Genomic DNA, 15,937 nt, shown 5'->3' on the forward strand with positions numbered 1-15,937 from the left:
AGGCCGGGAGAGTTGATCGCTGCTGGGATGTCGTGCCCGCCCGAATGGGCGTGAGCACTGCTTGATTAGGTCGCTGATGGTTCTCCTGCTGGCTGCTCGACGGTGATCGGCATTAGCAATTGGAGGATTGTTGCGACTGTTCGTAGGAGATGACTGGGCTGAAGACCACCACGACGTGGAGGTGATGGACACCGCCGGGCGCCGCCTGGCCAAAACGCGCGTGCCCGAGGGCGTCGCCGGAATGGCGAGACTGCACGCGATCCTCGGCGGCCTGGTCGACGACGCCGACGAGGTCGAGGTCCTGGTCGGGATCGAGACCGACCGCGGTCCCTGGGTCGGGGCGCTGGTCGCCGCCGGATACACGGTACTGGCGGTGAATCCATTGCAGGCGGCCAGGTTTCGGGACCGGCTGGGAGTCTCGGGTGCCAAAAGCGACGCTGGTGACGCTCACGTGCTGGCGGATATGGTCCGCACCCATTCCCACGAATTGCGACCTGTCGCTGGGGATTCCGCGCGAGCCGAGGCCGTGAAGGTGGTGGCCCGTGCTCACAAGACGATGATCTGGGACCGAACTCGCCACACCCAGCGGTTGCGTCACGCTCTGCGTGACTACTTCCCCGCCGCGCTGGCCGCGTTCGACGACCTCGACGCCGCCGACACCCTGGAACTGCTCGCCAAAGCACCCACCCCAGCTGCGGCGGCCCGGCTCACGATCCCCCAGATCAGTGCCGCGTTGAAGCGGGCGCGCCGCCGCAACGTCGCCGACAAAGCCACCGCTATTGCGGCCGCACTGCGCAGCGAGCAGCTCGGCCAGCCCGAGGTCGTGGCGCAGGCCTACGCAGCCTCGGTCCAGGCGCTGCTGGCGGTCCTGACTGTCCTCAACACCCAGATCAAGACGTTGCAGGGGCAGGTCGAGGCGCATTTTGGGCAGCACCCGGCCGCTGAGATCATCGCGTCCCAGCCCGGTTTGGGACAGGTCCTCGGTGCCCGGGTGCTCGCAGAGTTCGGTGACGACCCCGACCGCTACCGCAGCGCCAAAGCCCGCAAGAACTACGCGGGCACCTCCCCGATCACCCGCGCGTCGGGCAAGAAGAAGGTCGCCCTGGCCCGGTTCGTACACAACGACCGGCTCATCGACGCCCTCACCACCCAGGCGCAATCCGCGCTGATGTGGTCCCGGGGCGCCCGCGACTACTACGACCGTCAGCGAGCCCGCGGTGTCGGTCACTACGCCGCGCTACGCCAGCTCGCCAACCGACTCGTCGGGATCCTGCACGGCTGCCTCAAAACCGGAACCCTCTACAACGAGACCACAGCCTGGCCCGACCCAGCTCAGCAGTCCGCTGCTTGACATTCAAGCTCCTGGGATGTCTTTCTCGGGATCCGCACTGCCTTTAGGGCCCTATTCCGAGTGCGGATCTCGAGAAACTCGTCCACGAGCGGCACCGTCCGCGGGCGTACGCGGAGAAACCAACGGTCGGCCCACCGAAGCGGGCCGACCGGGGAGGTTGAGGGCGAGTGAGGGCTAGTTCGGGCGACCTACCTCGTAGGTTCCGTCGTCTTTGGTGATCTTGATGGTCACCTTCTTGCCTTCGCCGCTGACCTTGAGGCTGCAGTCGAAGGTGGCGTCGACCTTGACTTCCTGGCCGGAGGGGCAGGAGACGTCGCTGACGTCTTGGATGCCGTAGGAGTCGGTGAGGACCTTCTTCACGCCGTCCTGGACGGCGGACTGGTCCAGCTTGTCCTTGGAGGTCAGCAGGAGCACGAGGGCGATGATGGCGCCGATGACGACGACACCGAGCACAACCAGGCCGATGACCAGGCCTTTCCCCTTGCCGCCGGACTGCGGGGCTGGCTGCTGGCCGCCCCACTGCGGTTGCTGCTGGCCCCACTGCTGCTGCGGGGGCTGGCCCTGCTGCCAATCCTGCGGCTGGGCCTGGCCCCACTGCGGCTGGCTCTGCTGACCGGGCTGACCCCACTGCGGACTGGGCTGCTGGCCCCACGGCTGCTGGGCGGGCTGCTGCGGCGGCTGACCCCACGGCTGCTGCGGCGGCTGCTGCTCACCACCCCACTGCTGGGTCGGCTGTGCCGAGGCAGGCGTCTGCGGTTGACCACCCCACTGAGGGGTCCCGCCGGGTGCCTGCTGTCCACCCCACTGCTGGGTGGGATCGTTGCGTCCCTCCCCGGGTTCGCTGGGTCCAAACGGGCCGCTCATCTGGTTGCCTCCACTCGCATCGTTGTACACACGGTAGCCCCCCGCGTGGGAACGGTCGGATAACTCGAGTCCTCCGCCACGGTCGGTACGCGAAAGAAATCAAATCACAATCGAATCCGCTACGCGGCGTCCACCGCGACGACACCCCGCCGGATCGCCCGCACCGCCTTCGCGGCGGTCGACGCGACCTCCGGATCGTCGGCGCTGCCGTGGATCTGATCGAGCAGGTCGATCACCTGCCTGCACCAGCGCACGAAATCGCCCGCGGACAGCGGCGCGGCCTGGTCACCGCTGGCGAGCAACGACTCGGCCAACCCGTCGCCGCGCGCCCACTTGTGCACGCCGGTGACGAAACCCAGATCCGGTTCCCGGGTGGGCGGCAGCTTGTGCCGTGCCTCGTCGGTGCGCAGTTCGCTCCACACGCGGATGGTCTCGCCGATCGCCCGCCGGATCGGCGCGGTCGGACCCGTCACGCCGAGATATCCACCGTCCTGGCGGGATTCGAACACGAGAATCGAGACGACACCGGCCAATTCGGCCGGTCCGAGCCCGCGCCACAGCCCCTGCCGCAGGCATTCGGCGACCAGCAGGTCGCTCTCGGAGTAGATCCGCGCGAGCCTGCGCCCGTCGGCGGTCACCTCGGACTCGTGCACGAACCCGCGCTCTTCCAGCAGCCCGACGATCCGATCGAAGGTGCGGGCCAGCGAGTTCGTGGTGGCGGCAACCTTCTGGCGCATGGTCTCGGTTTCCCGGGCCAGCCGGTTGTAGCGCTCGCCGATGCGCGCCATCTGTTCCCGATCGGCGCGGGTGTGCGCCGGATGCGAACGCAGGGTGCGGCGCAAAGTGGACAGTTCCCGATCGTCGGCCGCCGAGGCACGCTTGCCGCGCCGCGGCCGGCCCGGCGCCGAGATTCCGGTGCTGCGCAGCGCCGAGGCCAGATCGCGCCGGGTCTGCGCGGTGCGGTGATCGACCCGCCGCGGCAACCGCATGTGCCCCAATGTCTCTGCGGGCACGGGGAAGTCGGCCACCGACACCCGTCCAGCCCACTTGTCCTCGGTGAGCACCAGCGGACGCGGATCTCCCGGCGTCGCATCGGGTTCCAGGATGACCGCGAGACCGGCACGTCGTCCGGACGGGATCGCCACCACGTCACCGCGCCGCAACGCGGTCAACGCGGCAACCGCCACCCCGCGCCGGTCGGAACGCCCCTGCTGTTCGATCTGCCGTTCCCGCTGCTTGATCCGTTCGCGCAGCGAGATGTATTCCAGGAAGTCGCCATCCCGGCCGCCGAGCTGATCGCGCAGCTTGCGCAGCTGGGACTCGTTGCGTTCGATGCCGCGCACCAGCCCGACCACCGAGCGGTCCGCCTGGAACTGCGCGAACGAACGCTCCAGCAGCGCACGCGATTCGTCGGAACCCATCCGGTCGATCAGGTTGATCGACATGTTGTAGCCAGGCTTGAACGAACTGCGCAGCGGATAGGTCCTGGTGGAGGCCAGACCGGCAACCGCGCTGGTGTCGACCTCGGGCTGCCACAGCACCACCGCGTGACCCTCGACGTCGATGCCGCGTCGTCCGGCGCGACCGGTCAACTGGGTGTATTCGCCAGGGGTGAGTTCGGCGTGCGACTCACCGTTGTACTTGACCAGCCGCTCCAGCACCACCGTGCGGGCGGGCATGTTGATGCCGAGAGCCAGTGTCTCCGTGGCGAATACGGCCCGCACCAGACCCTTGACGAACAGTTCCTCGACGGTATGCCGGAAGGCGGGCAGCATGCCCGCGTGGTGCGCGGCCAGCCCGCGATGCACCGCCTCGCGCCACTCCCAGTAGCCGAGCACCTCCAGATCCGCCTTCGGCAGATCACCGGTGTGCTTCTCGATGATGGCGTCGACCTGTTCGCGATCGTCCTCGCGACTCAGATCGAGCCGCGCACGCAGGCACTGGGCCAGCGCACCGTCACAACCCGCGCGACTGAAGATGAAGGTGATCGCGGGCAGCAGACCCTCTTCGTCCAGCTTGGCCAGCACCTCCGGACGCGGCAACGGCCGGAAGTCGCGACGCGGACCCCCGCGCCCATTGCGCGGACGGTCCCAGCTGTTCGCCCGATCGGCCGCCTCGCGCTGCCGGATGAAGCGCACCAGATCCTCGTCGACCAGCACCTTCTGGTCCGTGGAATCGGTGTCGAACAGGTCGAACATCCGCCGACCCACCATGACGTGCTGCCACAGCGGCACCGGTCGCGTCTCGTCCACCACCACCGCGGTATCGCCGCGCACGGTCTCCATCCAGGCGCCGAACTCCTCGGCATTGCTGACCGTCGCCGACAGGCTGACCAGCTTCACGTCCTGCGGCAGATGCAGGATCACTTCCTCCCACACCGCGCCGCGGAACCGGTCGGCGAGGTAGTGCACCTCGTCCATCACCACGAACGACAGTCCGCGCAACGCGTCCGACGACGCGTACAGCATGTTGCGCAACACCTCGGTGGTCATCACAACAACGGAGGCACCGGGGTTGATCGACTGGTCGCCGGTGAGCAGCCCGACGCTGTCACGCCCATAACGCTCGGTCAGATCGGCGAACTTCTGGTTCGACAGCGCCTTGATCGGCGTGGTGTAGAAGCACTTACCGCCCGCGGCAAGCGCCAGATGCACAGCGAATTCGCCGACAACCGTCTTACCGGCACCGGTCGGCGCGCAAACCAGGACGCTGTGCCCCTCTTCGAGTGCCGCACAGGCGGTGCGCTGGAAAGGATCCAGGCTGAACTTCAGCTCGGTGGAGAACTTCGCTAGCTCGCCCGTATGCGACCGGTGATGTGTCACCGTCAGAGGGTATCGGAGTAGTCCGACATCGAGCGCCCAGTTTTATCCGGGGGTGTCACCAGCGAGTCGGCCGGGTCGATCGGCTCGGGGCCGGTCACCGCGGACGCCTCTTCGTCGGACAGCGCGGCCAGGCTCGCCTCTTCCCTGCGGGCCCTGCGGATGTCGTTCAACCGGGAGAACTGGATCGCGACCTCGAACAGCACCGTCAGGGCAATCGCCAACGCGAGCATGGAGAACGGATCCTGCGGGGTCACAATGGCCGCGAAGACGAAGAGCCCGAAGGTGATTCCGCGCCGCCAGGCCTTGAGCCGCGCGTAGGTCAGCACCCCGATGAGGTTCAATCCGATGATCAGCAGCGGGGTTTCGAAGCTGACGCCGAAGATGACCAGCAGCTGGATGATGAAGCCGAAGTACTGCGAACCGCTCAGCGCGGTGATCTGGACGTTGTTGCCGATCGAGAGCAGGAAGCTCAACGCATGGGCGACAACCACATACGCCAGTGCGGCGCCGGTCGCGAACAGCACGGTCCCGGTCGACACGAACCCGACCGCGTACTTGCGTTCCTTCGCGTACAGGCCGGGTGTAATGAACGCCCACAACTGGTAGAGCCACACCGGCGCGGCGAGCACGATGCCCGCGGTCATACCGACCTTCAGGCGCAGGGTGAACTGCTCGAACGGCGCGGTGGCCAGCAGCTTGCACGAACCGTCCGGGCTGATCGCGGCGCGCGCGGAGTCCGGCAGCGAACAGTAGGGCCCGCGCAGGATGTCACCGAGGCTCTCGACGCCGAGGAACCCGTACTCGTACCAGATGAACCCCAGCACGGTGGTGACGATGACCGCGGCGATCGAGACCAGCAACCGATAGCGCAGTTCCTGTAGATGCTCGACCAACGACATGGTGCCGTCGGGGTTGGTCCGGCGCTTGCTCTGCCGGGGATCGAACGGGATTCGCATGGCTGGTGATTGCCCCTGGGTCGGAAGCTCGGCAACTGGAAGCGCTTGCTAGTGCGGCGCCGCGAGGCGACCGCACTATTGCCGGAGTGAGTCGCTGCTCACTCCGGGACGAGCATTGCGCTCAGAGCGTCTTCGGCGCGGCCTGCGGCTGGGGCTGCTGGGTGACCGACGGGGTCACCGGCTGTGCGGCAGGCAGTTGCTGCGCGGGCTGCTGTACCGGAGCGGCCGACGCGCTGTCGGACTCCTTGCCCTCGTTCTGCATCTGACTGACCTCGCTCTTGAAGATGCGCAGCGACCGACCCAGGCTGCGGGCCGCGTCGGGCATCCGCTTGGCACCGAAGAACATCACGAAAACGACCGCAATGATCAGCCAGTGCCAGATGCTCAGACTGCCCATGATTGTTACCTCCCAAGACTGGTGATGGTTCTGATGCTACCGGAGGGTGACGTGCGCGAACGCACCGTCCGGCCACTGGGGCGCTCGTGTGTGCGAAGGCACGAGGCCGTGTTGGCCTGGCGTTCAGCCGAGCCGTCCGAGTTGTTCGTTCAACGGCCGCTCGCGTGCGCGGCTCGCAGTTGTTCGAGCAGTTCCGCACCGGTCCAGGTGCGCCGGTCGCCCTGCTCGGCGGCGACGATCAGTTCGATCAGCCGCTGGTTCACCGGCGTCGGCAGGCCGACCATCGCGCCGAGACCGACGATTTCGCCACAGAGCCAAGAGATTTCGGTTTTGCGGCCGAGTTCGAGGTCGTCCGCCATGGACGAGCGGGCCATCGGGTCGACGGCGAGTACCCGGCCGAAAACGCGCCGGAAAACGCCGTCGGGGACGGTCAACAGCGTCGCCATCACCGCGGGCGGCAGCGGCGTCAGACGGGCGGGGGCGATCCGCGCTCGGTTCATCACCGTGAGCGCCTCCCGCTGAGCCAGCGACAGGCAGCGGCGATAGTTGCGGTCGGCGAGTTGCTCGCGCAGCGGTCGCCCGGAGAGGGCGTTGATCGGGTTGTTCAGGTTCAGCAGCAGTTTGGCCCACTGCACGGGGCGCAGGTCAGGGTAGCGGCGCAGCGCGAGACCGGCCTGCTCGAAGACGCCGAGGAACGGCGCCAGCCCGGGATCGTCCTGCACGGCGACAACGCCCTGGGTGCCGCGATGAAACCGGCCGCCCTCGTGGTGCACCACGTTGAACATCACCATTCCGGCCAGCACCACACAGTTGGGCAGGATCTCCCGGATCACGGTGTCGTTGCCGATGCCGTTCTGCAGGCTCAGCACCACCGTGCCCGGTCGGATCTTGCCGGTGAGGTCACGCACCGCCTCCGCGGTCGCCGCCGATTTCATCGCGATCAGCACCAGATCGGCCGAGCCGACGTCGTCCGGCTCGGTGGCCACGTGGAAGCGGTCGGCGGGCAGCGAGTCGTCGCCGCCGTCGAGGTCGGTGAGCCGGATGCCGGACGCGGTGATCTCGTCGAGCATCCGCCGCCTGCCGACGAACGTGACGTCGGCCCCCGCCACGGCCAGTTTGCCGCCGACGAACAGGCCGATGCTGCCCGCACCGACCACCATCACCCGGCTCGTCACGCGGGCCCGGCTTCCGACGAAGGGTAAGTGATCATCCCGCGGCCTCGAATCCGGCTTCGGCGTAGGCGGCCAGTGCGGCGTTGGAGCGCTCGCGCACCGCGGCGACCAATTCCGGCGGGCCGAGGACCGTGACGCCCGCGCCGAAGCCGAGCAGCAGGCGTGCCATCCAGTCCAGGGTGGCGAACCGCATGGTCGCCTCCAGGCTGCCATCGGCGTTCACCGCGACTCGATGCATCGGGTACTGATCGAGCACCCAGGCATAGTCGCCGTGAATTCGCAAGCGCGCCAACGGAACCGCGGGATCGTCCTGGAACAGGTCGAGTGCCGCGGACTCCTCAGTGGCGTGGCTCGGCGGCCTGGCCGGTTCGTCGAGTTCGGTGGCGGCCTCGATCCGGTCGAACCGGAAGAGGCGGACACCTTCGGCCTGGCGGCACCAGGCTTGCAGGTAACTGTTGTTGTCCACCAAGACAATTCGGATCGGATCGACCACCCGTTCGGTGACGACGTCGCGGCTCGCCGAGTAGTAGACCAAGCGCAACGCACGGTGCCTGGCCAGTGCCGAACGCACCGTGGCGACGGCGGGGGCCTCGGTCGGCGGAGTACGGGCGCCGTCGAGTTCGGCGCCGGAACCGCCGACGATGGCCGATTCGATCTTCGCGATGGCCGCGTGCGCCGCGGTCGGGTCGACCATGCCCGGCATGTCCACGATCGAGCGCAGCGCCACCAGCAGCGCGGTCGCCTCGGTGGAGGTGAGGCGCAGCGGGCGGTCGATGCCGGCGGAGAAGGTGACCTCGACGCTCTCCTCGGAGAACGACAGGTCGATCAGGTCGCCGGGGCCGTAACCGGGCAGACCGCACATCCACAGCTGGTTCAGGTCGCTCATCAGCTGCTTGGTGGTCACGCCGAGATCGGCGGCGGCTTCCGCGGCGCTGATGCCGGGGTGGGCGATGAAGTACGGGATCATGTTCAGCAGCCGTGAAAGTCGAACGGAAAGCCTAGAGCTCACGCCGTGACCTCCGTGCGATCGAAGACCGAGCGCAGCCGGGCGACCACATCCGTGCGCAGCTCTTCCGGCGCGAGCACGACCGCGTCCGGGCCGAGGCCGGTGATCAGGCGGGCGATCCAGTCGCGGGAGCGAACCGGGAGCTCGACCACGGCGCCGACCCGGCCGCCGATGGTGCGTTCGCCGGTCACCTGGCCGATCCGGCGCAGCTCTCGCCCGCGTCCGTCGGCGACCCACACTGTTGCCGTGCCGCTGACAGGTGCCGAACTGGTGACCGTGTCAACGATCTTGCGCAGATCGATACCGTCCGGTTTGCTGACGGCGTTCTCCGGCCCGTAGGCGGTCACGTCGTCGCCGATCCTGGACAACCGGAAGCTGCGTACCGCGTCCCGAGCCCGATCGTGCCCGACGAGATACCAGCGCCCGTGCCGGGTCACCACACCCCACGGCTCCACATCACGCATCAGATACGGGGCATTGATCGCGCCACGATGCTCGAACCGCACCGCCTGACCCGCGTCGATCGCGGCGAGCAGCTTGCCGAGCACCGGCTCCGAACCGCGGGTCCGCGCGGGCACGGCGGGCACCGAGGCCACGGCGGCGTCGGTCTCCACGTGGATGCCCGCGGCGCGCAGTTTGAGCAGTGCGCCATCCGCGGCGGCGGCCAGTTCCGGCGATTCCCACATCTGCACGGCGACCGCGACCGCGGCGGCTTCCTCGTCGGTCAGGTCGATCTCGGGCAGCTCGTAGGCGTCCCGGTTGATCCGGTATCCCTCCACCGACGAGTACCGGCCGACCGGCCCGATCTCCAGGGGTATGCCCAGGTCACGCAGCTCGTTCTTGTCCCGCTCGAACATTCGGCTGAACGCTTCGTCGCTGGCCGAATCCTCGTATCCCGCGACGCTGTCCCGGATCCGCTCCGCGGTCAGGAACTGCCGGGTCGACAGCAGCGCGATGACCAGATTCATCAGCCGCTCGACCTTGGATATCGCCACCCGATAGAGGGTAATCGGCCCGGCTCCGCGCGTGCGCGTCGGCGCGCGATTCACTCGATCACATGTGGGCAGGCGGCAGTATTGAACACATGATCATCGCCTTCTCCGTGACTCCCCTCGGCACCGGCGTCGACGTCGGCCGCGCCGTCGCCGAAGCCGTCCGCATCGTGCGCGCCAGCGGACTGCCGAACCGCACCGATGCCATGTTCACCACCATCGAGGGCGAATGGGACGAGGTGATGCCCGTCGTCAAACAGGCCACCGACGCCGTCCTCGCCGCCGCCCCGCGCTGCAGCCTGGTCCTCAAGGCTGACATCCGCCCCGGAGTCACCGACGGCATGACCTCGAAGGTCGAAACGGTCGAGCGCTACCTCGCGGAGGGCTGACTCGCAGCAACAGCCGCACACCCTCTGATTTCCCGCACAGCAACTCGCCGCACTGACACGCGTGCGGATGTCAAAAGGTGTGCGGCTAGTCCGGAATCGGCGTCTGCTGGTAGAGCGCCATCTTCCATTCGCCGCCTGCGCGCAGGTAGACGCTCGACATGATCCCGCGGAATGCAGGCGCCTCGCCTTCGCCGTAGGCGACGCCGATGTAGACAAGAATCTTGCTGTCTACATCGGCGTCGACCACCCGCGGGTCGAGAATCTCGTAAGTCCGCCAAGGCGGTGAATCCCCGAGGGCGGCAACAACTTCGACGCGATCCATCACCACCCCGTGCGCCAGCACCATCACCGCATCACCGTCATCAGAGAACCGTAGAAATCCGCCCCGGTGCCGTCACACAGCGAGTCCCAGCCCTTACGCTCGACCTCAAGCAGCTCGTTCAGAAGTTCTGTGTCTGCCATAAGTCCACGGTAGGGATAGTTGCCACATCCGACACTCGAACAAGCCCGGCAGGTGCTTACTCGCCGCGAACTTCCCTCAGCGCCTCCAGCGTGCTGCCAGCATCGGCGCCCGGCCACGGATCGCGTTCCAGCGCCTCGCGGATCCGCGCCATCGCTTCAGCCTTGGTGAGCCGCCGAGCGAGCTCGATAAAGTGCTGTCGCAGGTATGCGTCCAGCGACAGACCCGCGATGGCAGCGCACTGACGCAGCACTTCCACGTCTTCGTCCGGCACGTCCAGAATCTGGACGGTCACCATAGCGCTAATCTATGACGCCCAATCGGCGCCTGACCAACGCTTTTACATCGAGGCGATGAGGCGATCCACGCGTTCGTCTACCGAGCGGAACGGGTCCTTGCAGAGGACTGTGCGCTGGGCTTGGTCGTTCAGCTTGAGGTGGACCCAGTCGACGGTGAAGTCGCGGCCGGCTTCCTGGGCGGCGGTGATGAAGTCGCCGCGGAGTTTGGCCCTGGTGGTCTGCGGCGGGGTGTCGACCGCGGCGTCCACGGCTTCGTCCTCGGTGATCCGCTTGGCCAGACCCTTGCGCTGCAGCAGGTCGAAGACGCCGCGGCCGCGCTTGATGTCGTGGTAGGCGAGGTCGAGCTGGGCGATCTTCGGGTCGGACAGCTCCATGCTGTAGCGATCCTGGTAGCGCTGGAACAGCTTGCGCTTGATCACCCAGTCGATCTCGGTGTCGACCTTGGCGAAGTCCTGCGCCTCGACGGCGTCCAGGGTGCGACCCCACAGGTCGACGACCTGGTCGATCTGCGGGTCCCGGTCGCGGTTGCGCAGGTGCTCGACCGCGCGGGCGTAGTACTCGCGCTGGATGTCCAGGGCACTGGCCTGGCGACCACCGGCGAGCCGGACCGGACGACGACCGGTGAGATCGTGACTTACCTCGCGAATCGCACGAATCGGGTTGTCCAGGGCGAAGTCCCGGAACGAGACGCCCGCCTCGATCATCTCCAGCACCAGCGCGGCGGTGCCGACCTTGAGCATGGTGGTCGGCTCGGCCATGTTCGAGTCGCCGACGATGACGTGCAGGCGGCGGTACTTCTCCGCGTCCGCGTGCGGCTCGTCGCGCGTGTTGATGATCGGCCGCGAACGCGTGGTCGCGGACGACACACCCTCCCAGATGTGCTCCGCACGCTGGGACAGGCAGAACGTGGCCGCCTTCGGCGTCTGCAGGATCTTGCCCGCGCCGCAGATCAGCTGACGGGTCACCAGGAACGGCAACAGCACGTCGGAGATCCTGGAGAACTCCCCCGCGCGCACCACGAGGAAGTTCTCGTGGCAGCCGTAGGAGTTGCCCGCGGAATCGGTGTTGTTCTTGAACAGGTAGATGTCGCCGCCGATGCCTTCTTCGGCGAGCCGCTGCTCGGCGTCGATCAGCAACTCTTCGAGAACCCGCTCGCCCGCTCGGTCGTGGGTCACCAGTTGGTGCAGGCTGTCGCACTCGGCAGTCGCGTACTCCGGGTGGGACCCGACATCGAGGTAGAGCCGAGCACCGTTGCGGAGGAACACGTTCGAGCTGCGGCCCCAGGACACCACCCGGCGGAAAAGGTACCGGGCTACCTCGTCGGGGGACAGCCGACGGTGACCGTGGAAGGTGCATGTCACACCGAACTCGGTCTCGATCCCCATGATTCGTCGCTGCACACTATCGACATTACAGCCATGTCATGCGCTCGCGTGGGGCTGCGGACAACACGAACGCATACGTCTTCACAACGATTCGGTCCGGTTCGCGGAACCGAGTGGGAATTCTCACCCTCGATCTGGGCCTGCGATGGACAAAGTTCAGGGCTCGTGCACCGGCGGCCGCGACTGCGGCACACCCATGCACGGGCCCTGAACTCACGTCGGTGGTTACTCCTTTTCGGGAGTCTCCGCCGCCGGTGCCGGTTCGACCGACTTGGCCTTGCCCTTCTTGGCGGGGCTCAGCAACTGCTCCAACGCGGAGTTGGTGACCCGGCGGAAGGCCCGCCGCGGCCGTGCCTGCTCCAGCGCGGCGACCTCGAGCGAATTCACGTCGAGCACCCGCTTTTCCTTCTCGGTGCCCTCCGGGACGCCCGCCTGCAGCGCCTCGACCGCGACCTTGATCGCGCCGGCCAGATCGAGGCCCGGCTTGTAGGACGCCTTCAACGCGGTGAGGATCGGCTCGGTCGTGCCGCCCATCACCACGTATTCACGCTCGTCCACGATCGACCCGTCGAAGGTGATCCGATACAGCACCGCCGTCGGCTGCTGCTCCGGATAACCCACCTCCGCCACACAGATCTCCACCTCGTAGGGCTTGAGCTGATCGGTGAAGATCGACCCGAGTACCTGCGCGTAGGCGTTGGCCAATGCCCGGCCGGTCACGTCGCGGCGGTCGTACTGATAACCGCGAATGTCGGCCTGCAGGATTCCGCTGCGGCGCAGATTCTCGAACTCGTTGTACTTGCCGACCGCGGCGAAACCGACCCGGTCGTAGAGCTCACTCACCTTGTGCAGCGTCGCGGACGGGTTCTCCGCGACGAACAGCACACCCTTGTCGTACACCAGGACCACGACGCTGCGGCCGCGACCGATGCCCTTGCGGGCGAGCTCGGTCTTGTCCCGCATGATCTGCTCAGCGGACGCGTAATAAGGCAGTGTCATGCTGTGCCTCTCTTCGCATGCCCGCGGGGCACTCCGTGGTTACGCAGGCTGCCTCCTCCGTGCCCTGACTCGGTCATGCGCGGGCACTCCCCTCTTCAGCGGCCTCACGATCGGCGACGATGCCACGCGCGATCACCTCGAGGCGGTCCTCGGTCACCTCGACCGCACCTTCCTCGTCGATGACGATCGCCGTCGGGTAGATCCCGCGCATCAGATCGGGACCGCCCGTCGCGGTGTCGTCGTCGGCCGCGTCGAACAGCGCCTCGACGGCGATGCGCAGCGCGCGCTCCTGATCAATTCCCTTGGCGTACAGCTTCTTCAGCGACCCCTTGGCGAAGACCGAACCCGATCCCACCGCGGCGTAGCCGAACCGCTCCTCGCTGCGTCCACCCACCACGTCGTACGACACGATGCGACCGACCTTGTCCGGATCGGTGGCATTGACGTCGTAACCGACCAACATCGGAACCACCGCCAGCCCCTGCAGGGCGGCGGGCAAGTTCTCGCGCACCATCTTCGACAGCTTGTTGGACTTGCCGTCGAAGGTCAGGGATACGCCCTCGAGCTTCTCGTAGTGCTCCAGCTCCACCGCGAAGATCCGCACCATCTCGACGGCCATGCCCGCGGTGCCGGCGATGCCTGCCGCGGAGAAGCTGTCGGTGATGTAGACCTTCTCGATGTCCCTGCTGGCCAACAGGTTTCCCTGGGTGGCCCGCCGGTCACCGGCGATGAGCACGCCACCGCGGTAGCTGATCGCGACGATGGTGGTGCCATGCGGCGCGATGTCCTTCGCACTGGTGGCGCTCAGAGCCGCGCCATCGATCGGTCCGAACTTGTTGCCGGGCAACATTTCCGGAGCGTGCATGCGGAGGTATTCGGAGAAGGACGAGAGGGCGTACCCCAGGTGGAGACGCGAGGGGTCACCTACTGTCACTGGCCGCCTTTCTGAACGTACGCACGGACGAAGTCTTCGGCGTTCTCCTCGAGCACATCATCGATCTCGTCGAGCAGGTCGTCGGTGTCCTCCGCCAGCTTTTCGCGGCGCTCCTGACCGGCGGCGTCCGCACCCTCCGGACCGTCATCCTCGTCGCCGCCCCCGGCGCGCTTGGTCTGCTCTTGTGCCATGGCAGCCGACCTCCTCTGTCCTCATCATGACCGGAGCTCAATTCTGAGCACGGCCCCGGTCATGAGCAATGTCCGTGCTCGTTCTTCAACACTACCCAGCCGAACCGACACCATGTCGTATTCCGTGCCGATATGGGCCGAGTCGGTAGCGGTCTTGTGATCAGGTTGTGAGCTGTTCCACAAGATCGGCAGCAGAGGTCACGCCGTCCAGCAGCTTGCCTACGTGCGCCTTTGTCCCGCGACGCGGCTCCAGGGTCGGGATCCGGACCAGCGAATCGCCGCCGAGGTCGAAGATCACCGAATCCCAGCTCGCCGCCGCGATGTCGGCGCCGAATCGCCGCAGGCATTCACCGCGGAAGTAGGCGCGAGTGTCGGTGGGCGGGTTGGTCATCGCGTCCATCACCTGCTGCTCGGTGACGAGCCGTTTCATCGACCCACGGGCCACCAGGCGGTTGTAAAGGCCCTTGTCCAGGCGCACGTCGGAGTACTGCAGATCCATCAGGTGCAGCTTCGGCGCCGCCCAGCCCAAACCCTCGCGCTGGCGCATGCCCTCGAGCAGGCGCAACTTGGCCGGCCAGTCGAGCAGGCTCGCGCATTCCATCGGATCGCGCTCGAGCAGGTCGAGCACCATGGCCCAGTTCTCGATGATGTCCTGCACGCGCTTGTCGTCGTTGCCGGTGCGATCCATGAACTTGATCACTCGGTCCAGGTACATCCGCTGCAGCGCAAGGCCGGTCAGCTCGCGGCCGTCGGTGAGCGCGACGGTGGCGCGCAGCGTCGGGTCGTGGCTGATCGTGTGCACGGCGGTGACCGGGCGAGCCAGCTGGAATTCGGACAGGTCCTCGCCCGCCTCGATCAGGTCGAGCACCAGCGCGGTGGTGCCGACCTTGAGGTAGGTGGACATCTCGGCCAGGTTGGCGTCGCCGATGATGACGTGCAGCCTGCGGTACTTGTCCGCGTCGGCGTGCGGCTCGTCGCGGGTGTTGATGATGCCGCGCTTGAGGGTGGTCTCCAGGCCGACCTCGACCTCGATGTAGTCGGCGCGCTGGGACAGCTGGAATCCGGCGTGGTCACCGGACTGCCCGATGCCGACCCGGCCGGAGCCGGTGATCACCTGGCGCGACACGAAGAACGGGGTGAGGCCGAGGATGATCTGGTTGAACGGGGTGTCGCGGCTCATCAGATAGTTCTCGTGGGTGCCGTAGGAGGCGCCCTTGCCGTCGACGTTGTTCTTGTACAGCTGCAGCCGCGGGGCGCCGGGCACGCTCGACGCGTGCCGCGCGGCGGCCTCCATCACCCGCTCGCCCGCTTTGTCCCAAATGACCGCGTCCAGTGGATCGGTCACCTCGGGCGCGGAGTACTCGGGGTGGGCGTGGTCGACATAGAGCCGAGCGCCGTTGGTGAGGATCATGTTCGCCGCACCGACCTCGTCGGCGTCGATCACCGGCGCCGGGCCGTTCATCCGGCTCAGGTCGAAGCCGCGCGCGTCGCGCAGCGGCGACTCCACCTCGTAGTCCCAGCGGGTGCGTTTCGCGCGCGGCACACCCTCGGCGGCGGCGTAGGCGAGCACGGCCTGCGTTGAGGTGAGGATCGGGTTGGCCGACGGCTCGGTTGGGGTCGAAATGCCGTACTCGACCTCGATTCCGATGATGCGCTGCATGGGGTCGAGCCTAACGGGCCGCGTCCGGCGAAGTCCGTCCGCTGCCTGCGCCGGGCCGTC

16 protein-coding genes are annotated in these 15,937 nt (G+C 67.1%); 2 read left to right on the forward strand and 14 right to left on the reverse strand.

The window, feature by feature from the left end; translation table 11 throughout:
• Positions 1-127: 127 nt before the first annotated feature.
• Complete coding sequence (locus ACQPW1_RS31710) at positions 128-1,351, forward strand: IS110 family transposase (protein ID WP_433654210.1); 1,224 nt, start codon at positions 128-130, stop codon at positions 1,349-1,351.
• Positions 1,352-1,525: 174 nt separating this feature from the next.
• Here the strand turns inward: ACQPW1_RS31710 and ACQPW1_RS31715 are convergent, their stop codons facing one another.
• The 7 genes from ACQPW1_RS31715 to ACQPW1_RS31745 all read right to left on the reverse strand — a co-directional run bounded on the left by ACQPW1_RS31715 (position 1,526) and on the right by ACQPW1_RS31745 (position 9,563).
• A complete protein-coding gene (locus tag ACQPW1_RS31715; RefSeq protein WP_433655434.1) occupies positions 1,526-2,215 on the reverse strand; it encodes a DUF4333 domain-containing protein in 690 nt (229 codons plus the stop codon).
• Between the two features lie 119 nt (positions 2,216-2,334).
• Positions 2,335-5,037 (reverse strand): DEAD/DEAH box helicase, encoded by a 2,703-nt coding sequence (locus tag ACQPW1_RS31720; protein WP_433655435.1) that lies wholly within the window; start codon positions 5,035-5,037, stop codon positions 2,335-2,337.
• A 2-nt stretch (positions 5,038-5,039) separates the two neighbouring features.
• Positions 5,040-5,993, reverse strand: a complete 954-nt coding sequence (tatC, locus tag ACQPW1_RS31725) for a twin-arginine translocase subunit TatC (RefSeq protein ID WP_433655436.1) — start codon at positions 5,991-5,993, stop codon at positions 5,040-5,042.
• A gap of 121 nt (positions 5,994-6,114) precedes the next feature.
• Entirely contained in the window at positions 6,115-6,390 is a 276-nt protein-coding gene (tatA, locus tag ACQPW1_RS31730; RefSeq protein WP_433655437.1) for a Sec-independent protein translocase subunit TatA, read from the reverse strand.
• Between the two features lie 149 nt (positions 6,391-6,539).
• The gene (locus tag ACQPW1_RS31735) at positions 6,540-7,565 is read right to left on the reverse strand and encodes a 2-dehydropantoate 2-reductase (RefSeq protein ID WP_433655438.1); all 1,026 of its coding nucleotides are present in this window, start codon (positions 7,563-7,565) and stop codon (positions 6,540-6,542) included.
• Between the two features lie 31 nt (positions 7,566-7,596).
• The gene (locus ACQPW1_RS31740; RefSeq protein ID WP_433655439.1) at positions 7,597-8,571 is read right to left on the reverse strand and encodes a helix-turn-helix transcriptional regulator; all 975 of its coding nucleotides are present in this window, start codon (positions 8,569-8,571) and stop codon (positions 7,597-7,599) included.
• A complete protein-coding gene (locus ACQPW1_RS31745; protein WP_433655440.1) occupies positions 8,568-9,563 on the reverse strand; it encodes a helix-turn-helix transcriptional regulator in 996 nt (331 codons plus the stop codon). The genes ACQPW1_RS31740 and ACQPW1_RS31745 overlap by 4 nt, the downstream gene beginning before the upstream one ends.
• An 89-nt stretch (positions 9,564-9,652) precedes the next feature.
• Between ACQPW1_RS31745 and ACQPW1_RS31750 the strand changes: the two genes are divergently transcribed.
• A complete protein-coding gene (locus ACQPW1_RS31750; RefSeq protein WP_433655441.1) occupies positions 9,653-9,949 on the forward strand; it encodes an MTH1187 family thiamine-binding protein in 297 nt (98 codons plus the stop codon).
• Between the two features lie 85 nt (positions 9,950-10,034).
• Here the strand turns inward: ACQPW1_RS31750 and ACQPW1_RS31755 are convergent, their stop codons facing one another.
• From ACQPW1_RS31755 to dop, 7 genes are all read right to left on the reverse strand, one after another.
• Positions 10,035-10,295 (reverse strand): DUF4440 domain-containing protein, encoded by a 261-nt coding sequence (locus tag ACQPW1_RS31755; protein ID WP_433665379.1) that lies wholly within the window; start codon positions 10,293-10,295, stop codon positions 10,035-10,037.
• A gap of 172 nt (positions 10,296-10,467) precedes the next feature.
• The gene (locus tag ACQPW1_RS31760) at positions 10,468-10,707 is read right to left on the reverse strand and encodes a FitA-like ribbon-helix-helix domain-containing protein (RefSeq protein ID WP_433655442.1); all 240 of its coding nucleotides are present in this window, start codon (positions 10,705-10,707) and stop codon (positions 10,468-10,470) included.
• A gap of 42 nt (positions 10,708-10,749) precedes the next feature.
• On the reverse strand, positions 10,750-12,108 hold the full coding sequence (gene pafA / locus ACQPW1_RS31765) for a Pup--protein ligase (protein WP_186818252.1): 1,359 nt from the start codon (positions 12,106-12,108) through the stop codon (positions 10,750-10,752).
• A 210-nt stretch (positions 12,109-12,318) separates the two neighbouring features.
• Complete coding sequence (gene prcA, locus ACQPW1_RS31770; RefSeq protein WP_433655443.1) at positions 12,319-13,092, reverse strand: proteasome subunit alpha; 774 nt, start codon at positions 13,090-13,092, stop codon at positions 12,319-12,321.
• Positions 13,093-13,165: 73 nt separating this feature from the next.
• On the reverse strand, positions 13,166-14,026 hold the full coding sequence (gene prcB, locus ACQPW1_RS31775; protein WP_357389342.1) for a proteasome subunit beta: 861 nt from the start codon (positions 14,024-14,026) through the stop codon (positions 13,166-13,168).
• Entirely contained in the window at positions 14,023-14,217 is a 195-nt protein-coding gene (locus ACQPW1_RS31780) for a ubiquitin-like protein Pup (RefSeq protein ID WP_150404595.1), read from the reverse strand. The genes prcB and ACQPW1_RS31780 overlap by 4 nt, the downstream gene beginning before the upstream one ends.
• Before the next feature lie 160 nt (positions 14,218-14,377).
• Positions 14,378-15,877, reverse strand: a complete 1,500-nt coding sequence (gene dop / locus ACQPW1_RS31785; RefSeq protein ID WP_433655444.1) for a depupylase/deamidase Dop — start codon at positions 15,875-15,877, stop codon at positions 14,378-14,380.
• Positions 15,878-15,937 lie beyond the last annotated feature (60 nt).

The organism is Nocardia sp. CA-128927, from assembly GCF_050955855.1.
Classification (GTDB): Bacteria; Actinomycetota; Actinomycetes; order Mycobacteriales; family Mycobacteriaceae; genus Nocardia.

Bases quoted from the DNA above. Each gene is read 5' to 3' on its own strand.
- prcA (WP_433655443.1), bottom strand. From the start codon at position 13,092: ATGACACTGCCTTATTACGCGTCCGCTGAGCAGATCATGCGGGACAAG.
- tatA (WP_433655437.1), bottom strand. From the start codon at position 6,390: ATGGGCAGTCTGAGCATCTGGCACTGGCTGATCATTGCGGTCGTTTTC.
- tatC (WP_433655436.1), bottom strand. From the start codon at position 5,993: ATGCGAATCCCGTTCGATCCCCGGCAGAGCAAGCGCCGGACCAACCCC.
- dop (WP_433655444.1), bottom strand. From the start codon at position 15,877: ATGCAGCGCATCATCGGAATCGAGGTCGAGTACGGCATTTCGACCCCA.
- ACQPW1_RS31755 (WP_433665379.1), bottom strand. From the start codon at position 10,295: ATGGTGCTGGCGCACGGGGTGGTGATGGATCGCGTCGAAGTTGTTGCC.
- ACQPW1_RS31750 (WP_433655441.1), top strand. From the start codon at position 9,653: ATGATCATCGCCTTCTCCGTGACTCCCCTCGGCACCGGCGTCGACGTC.
- ACQPW1_RS31780 (WP_150404595.1), bottom strand. From the start codon at position 14,217: ATGGCACAAGAGCAGACCAAGCGCGCCGGGGGCGGCGACGAGGATGAC.
- ACQPW1_RS31715 (WP_433655434.1), bottom strand. From the start codon at position 2,215: ATGAGCGGCCCGTTTGGACCCAGCGAACCCGGGGAGGGACGCAACGAT.
- ACQPW1_RS31760 (WP_433655442.1), bottom strand. From the start codon at position 10,707: ATGGTGACCGTCCAGATTCTGGACGTGCCGGACGAAGACGTGGAAGTG.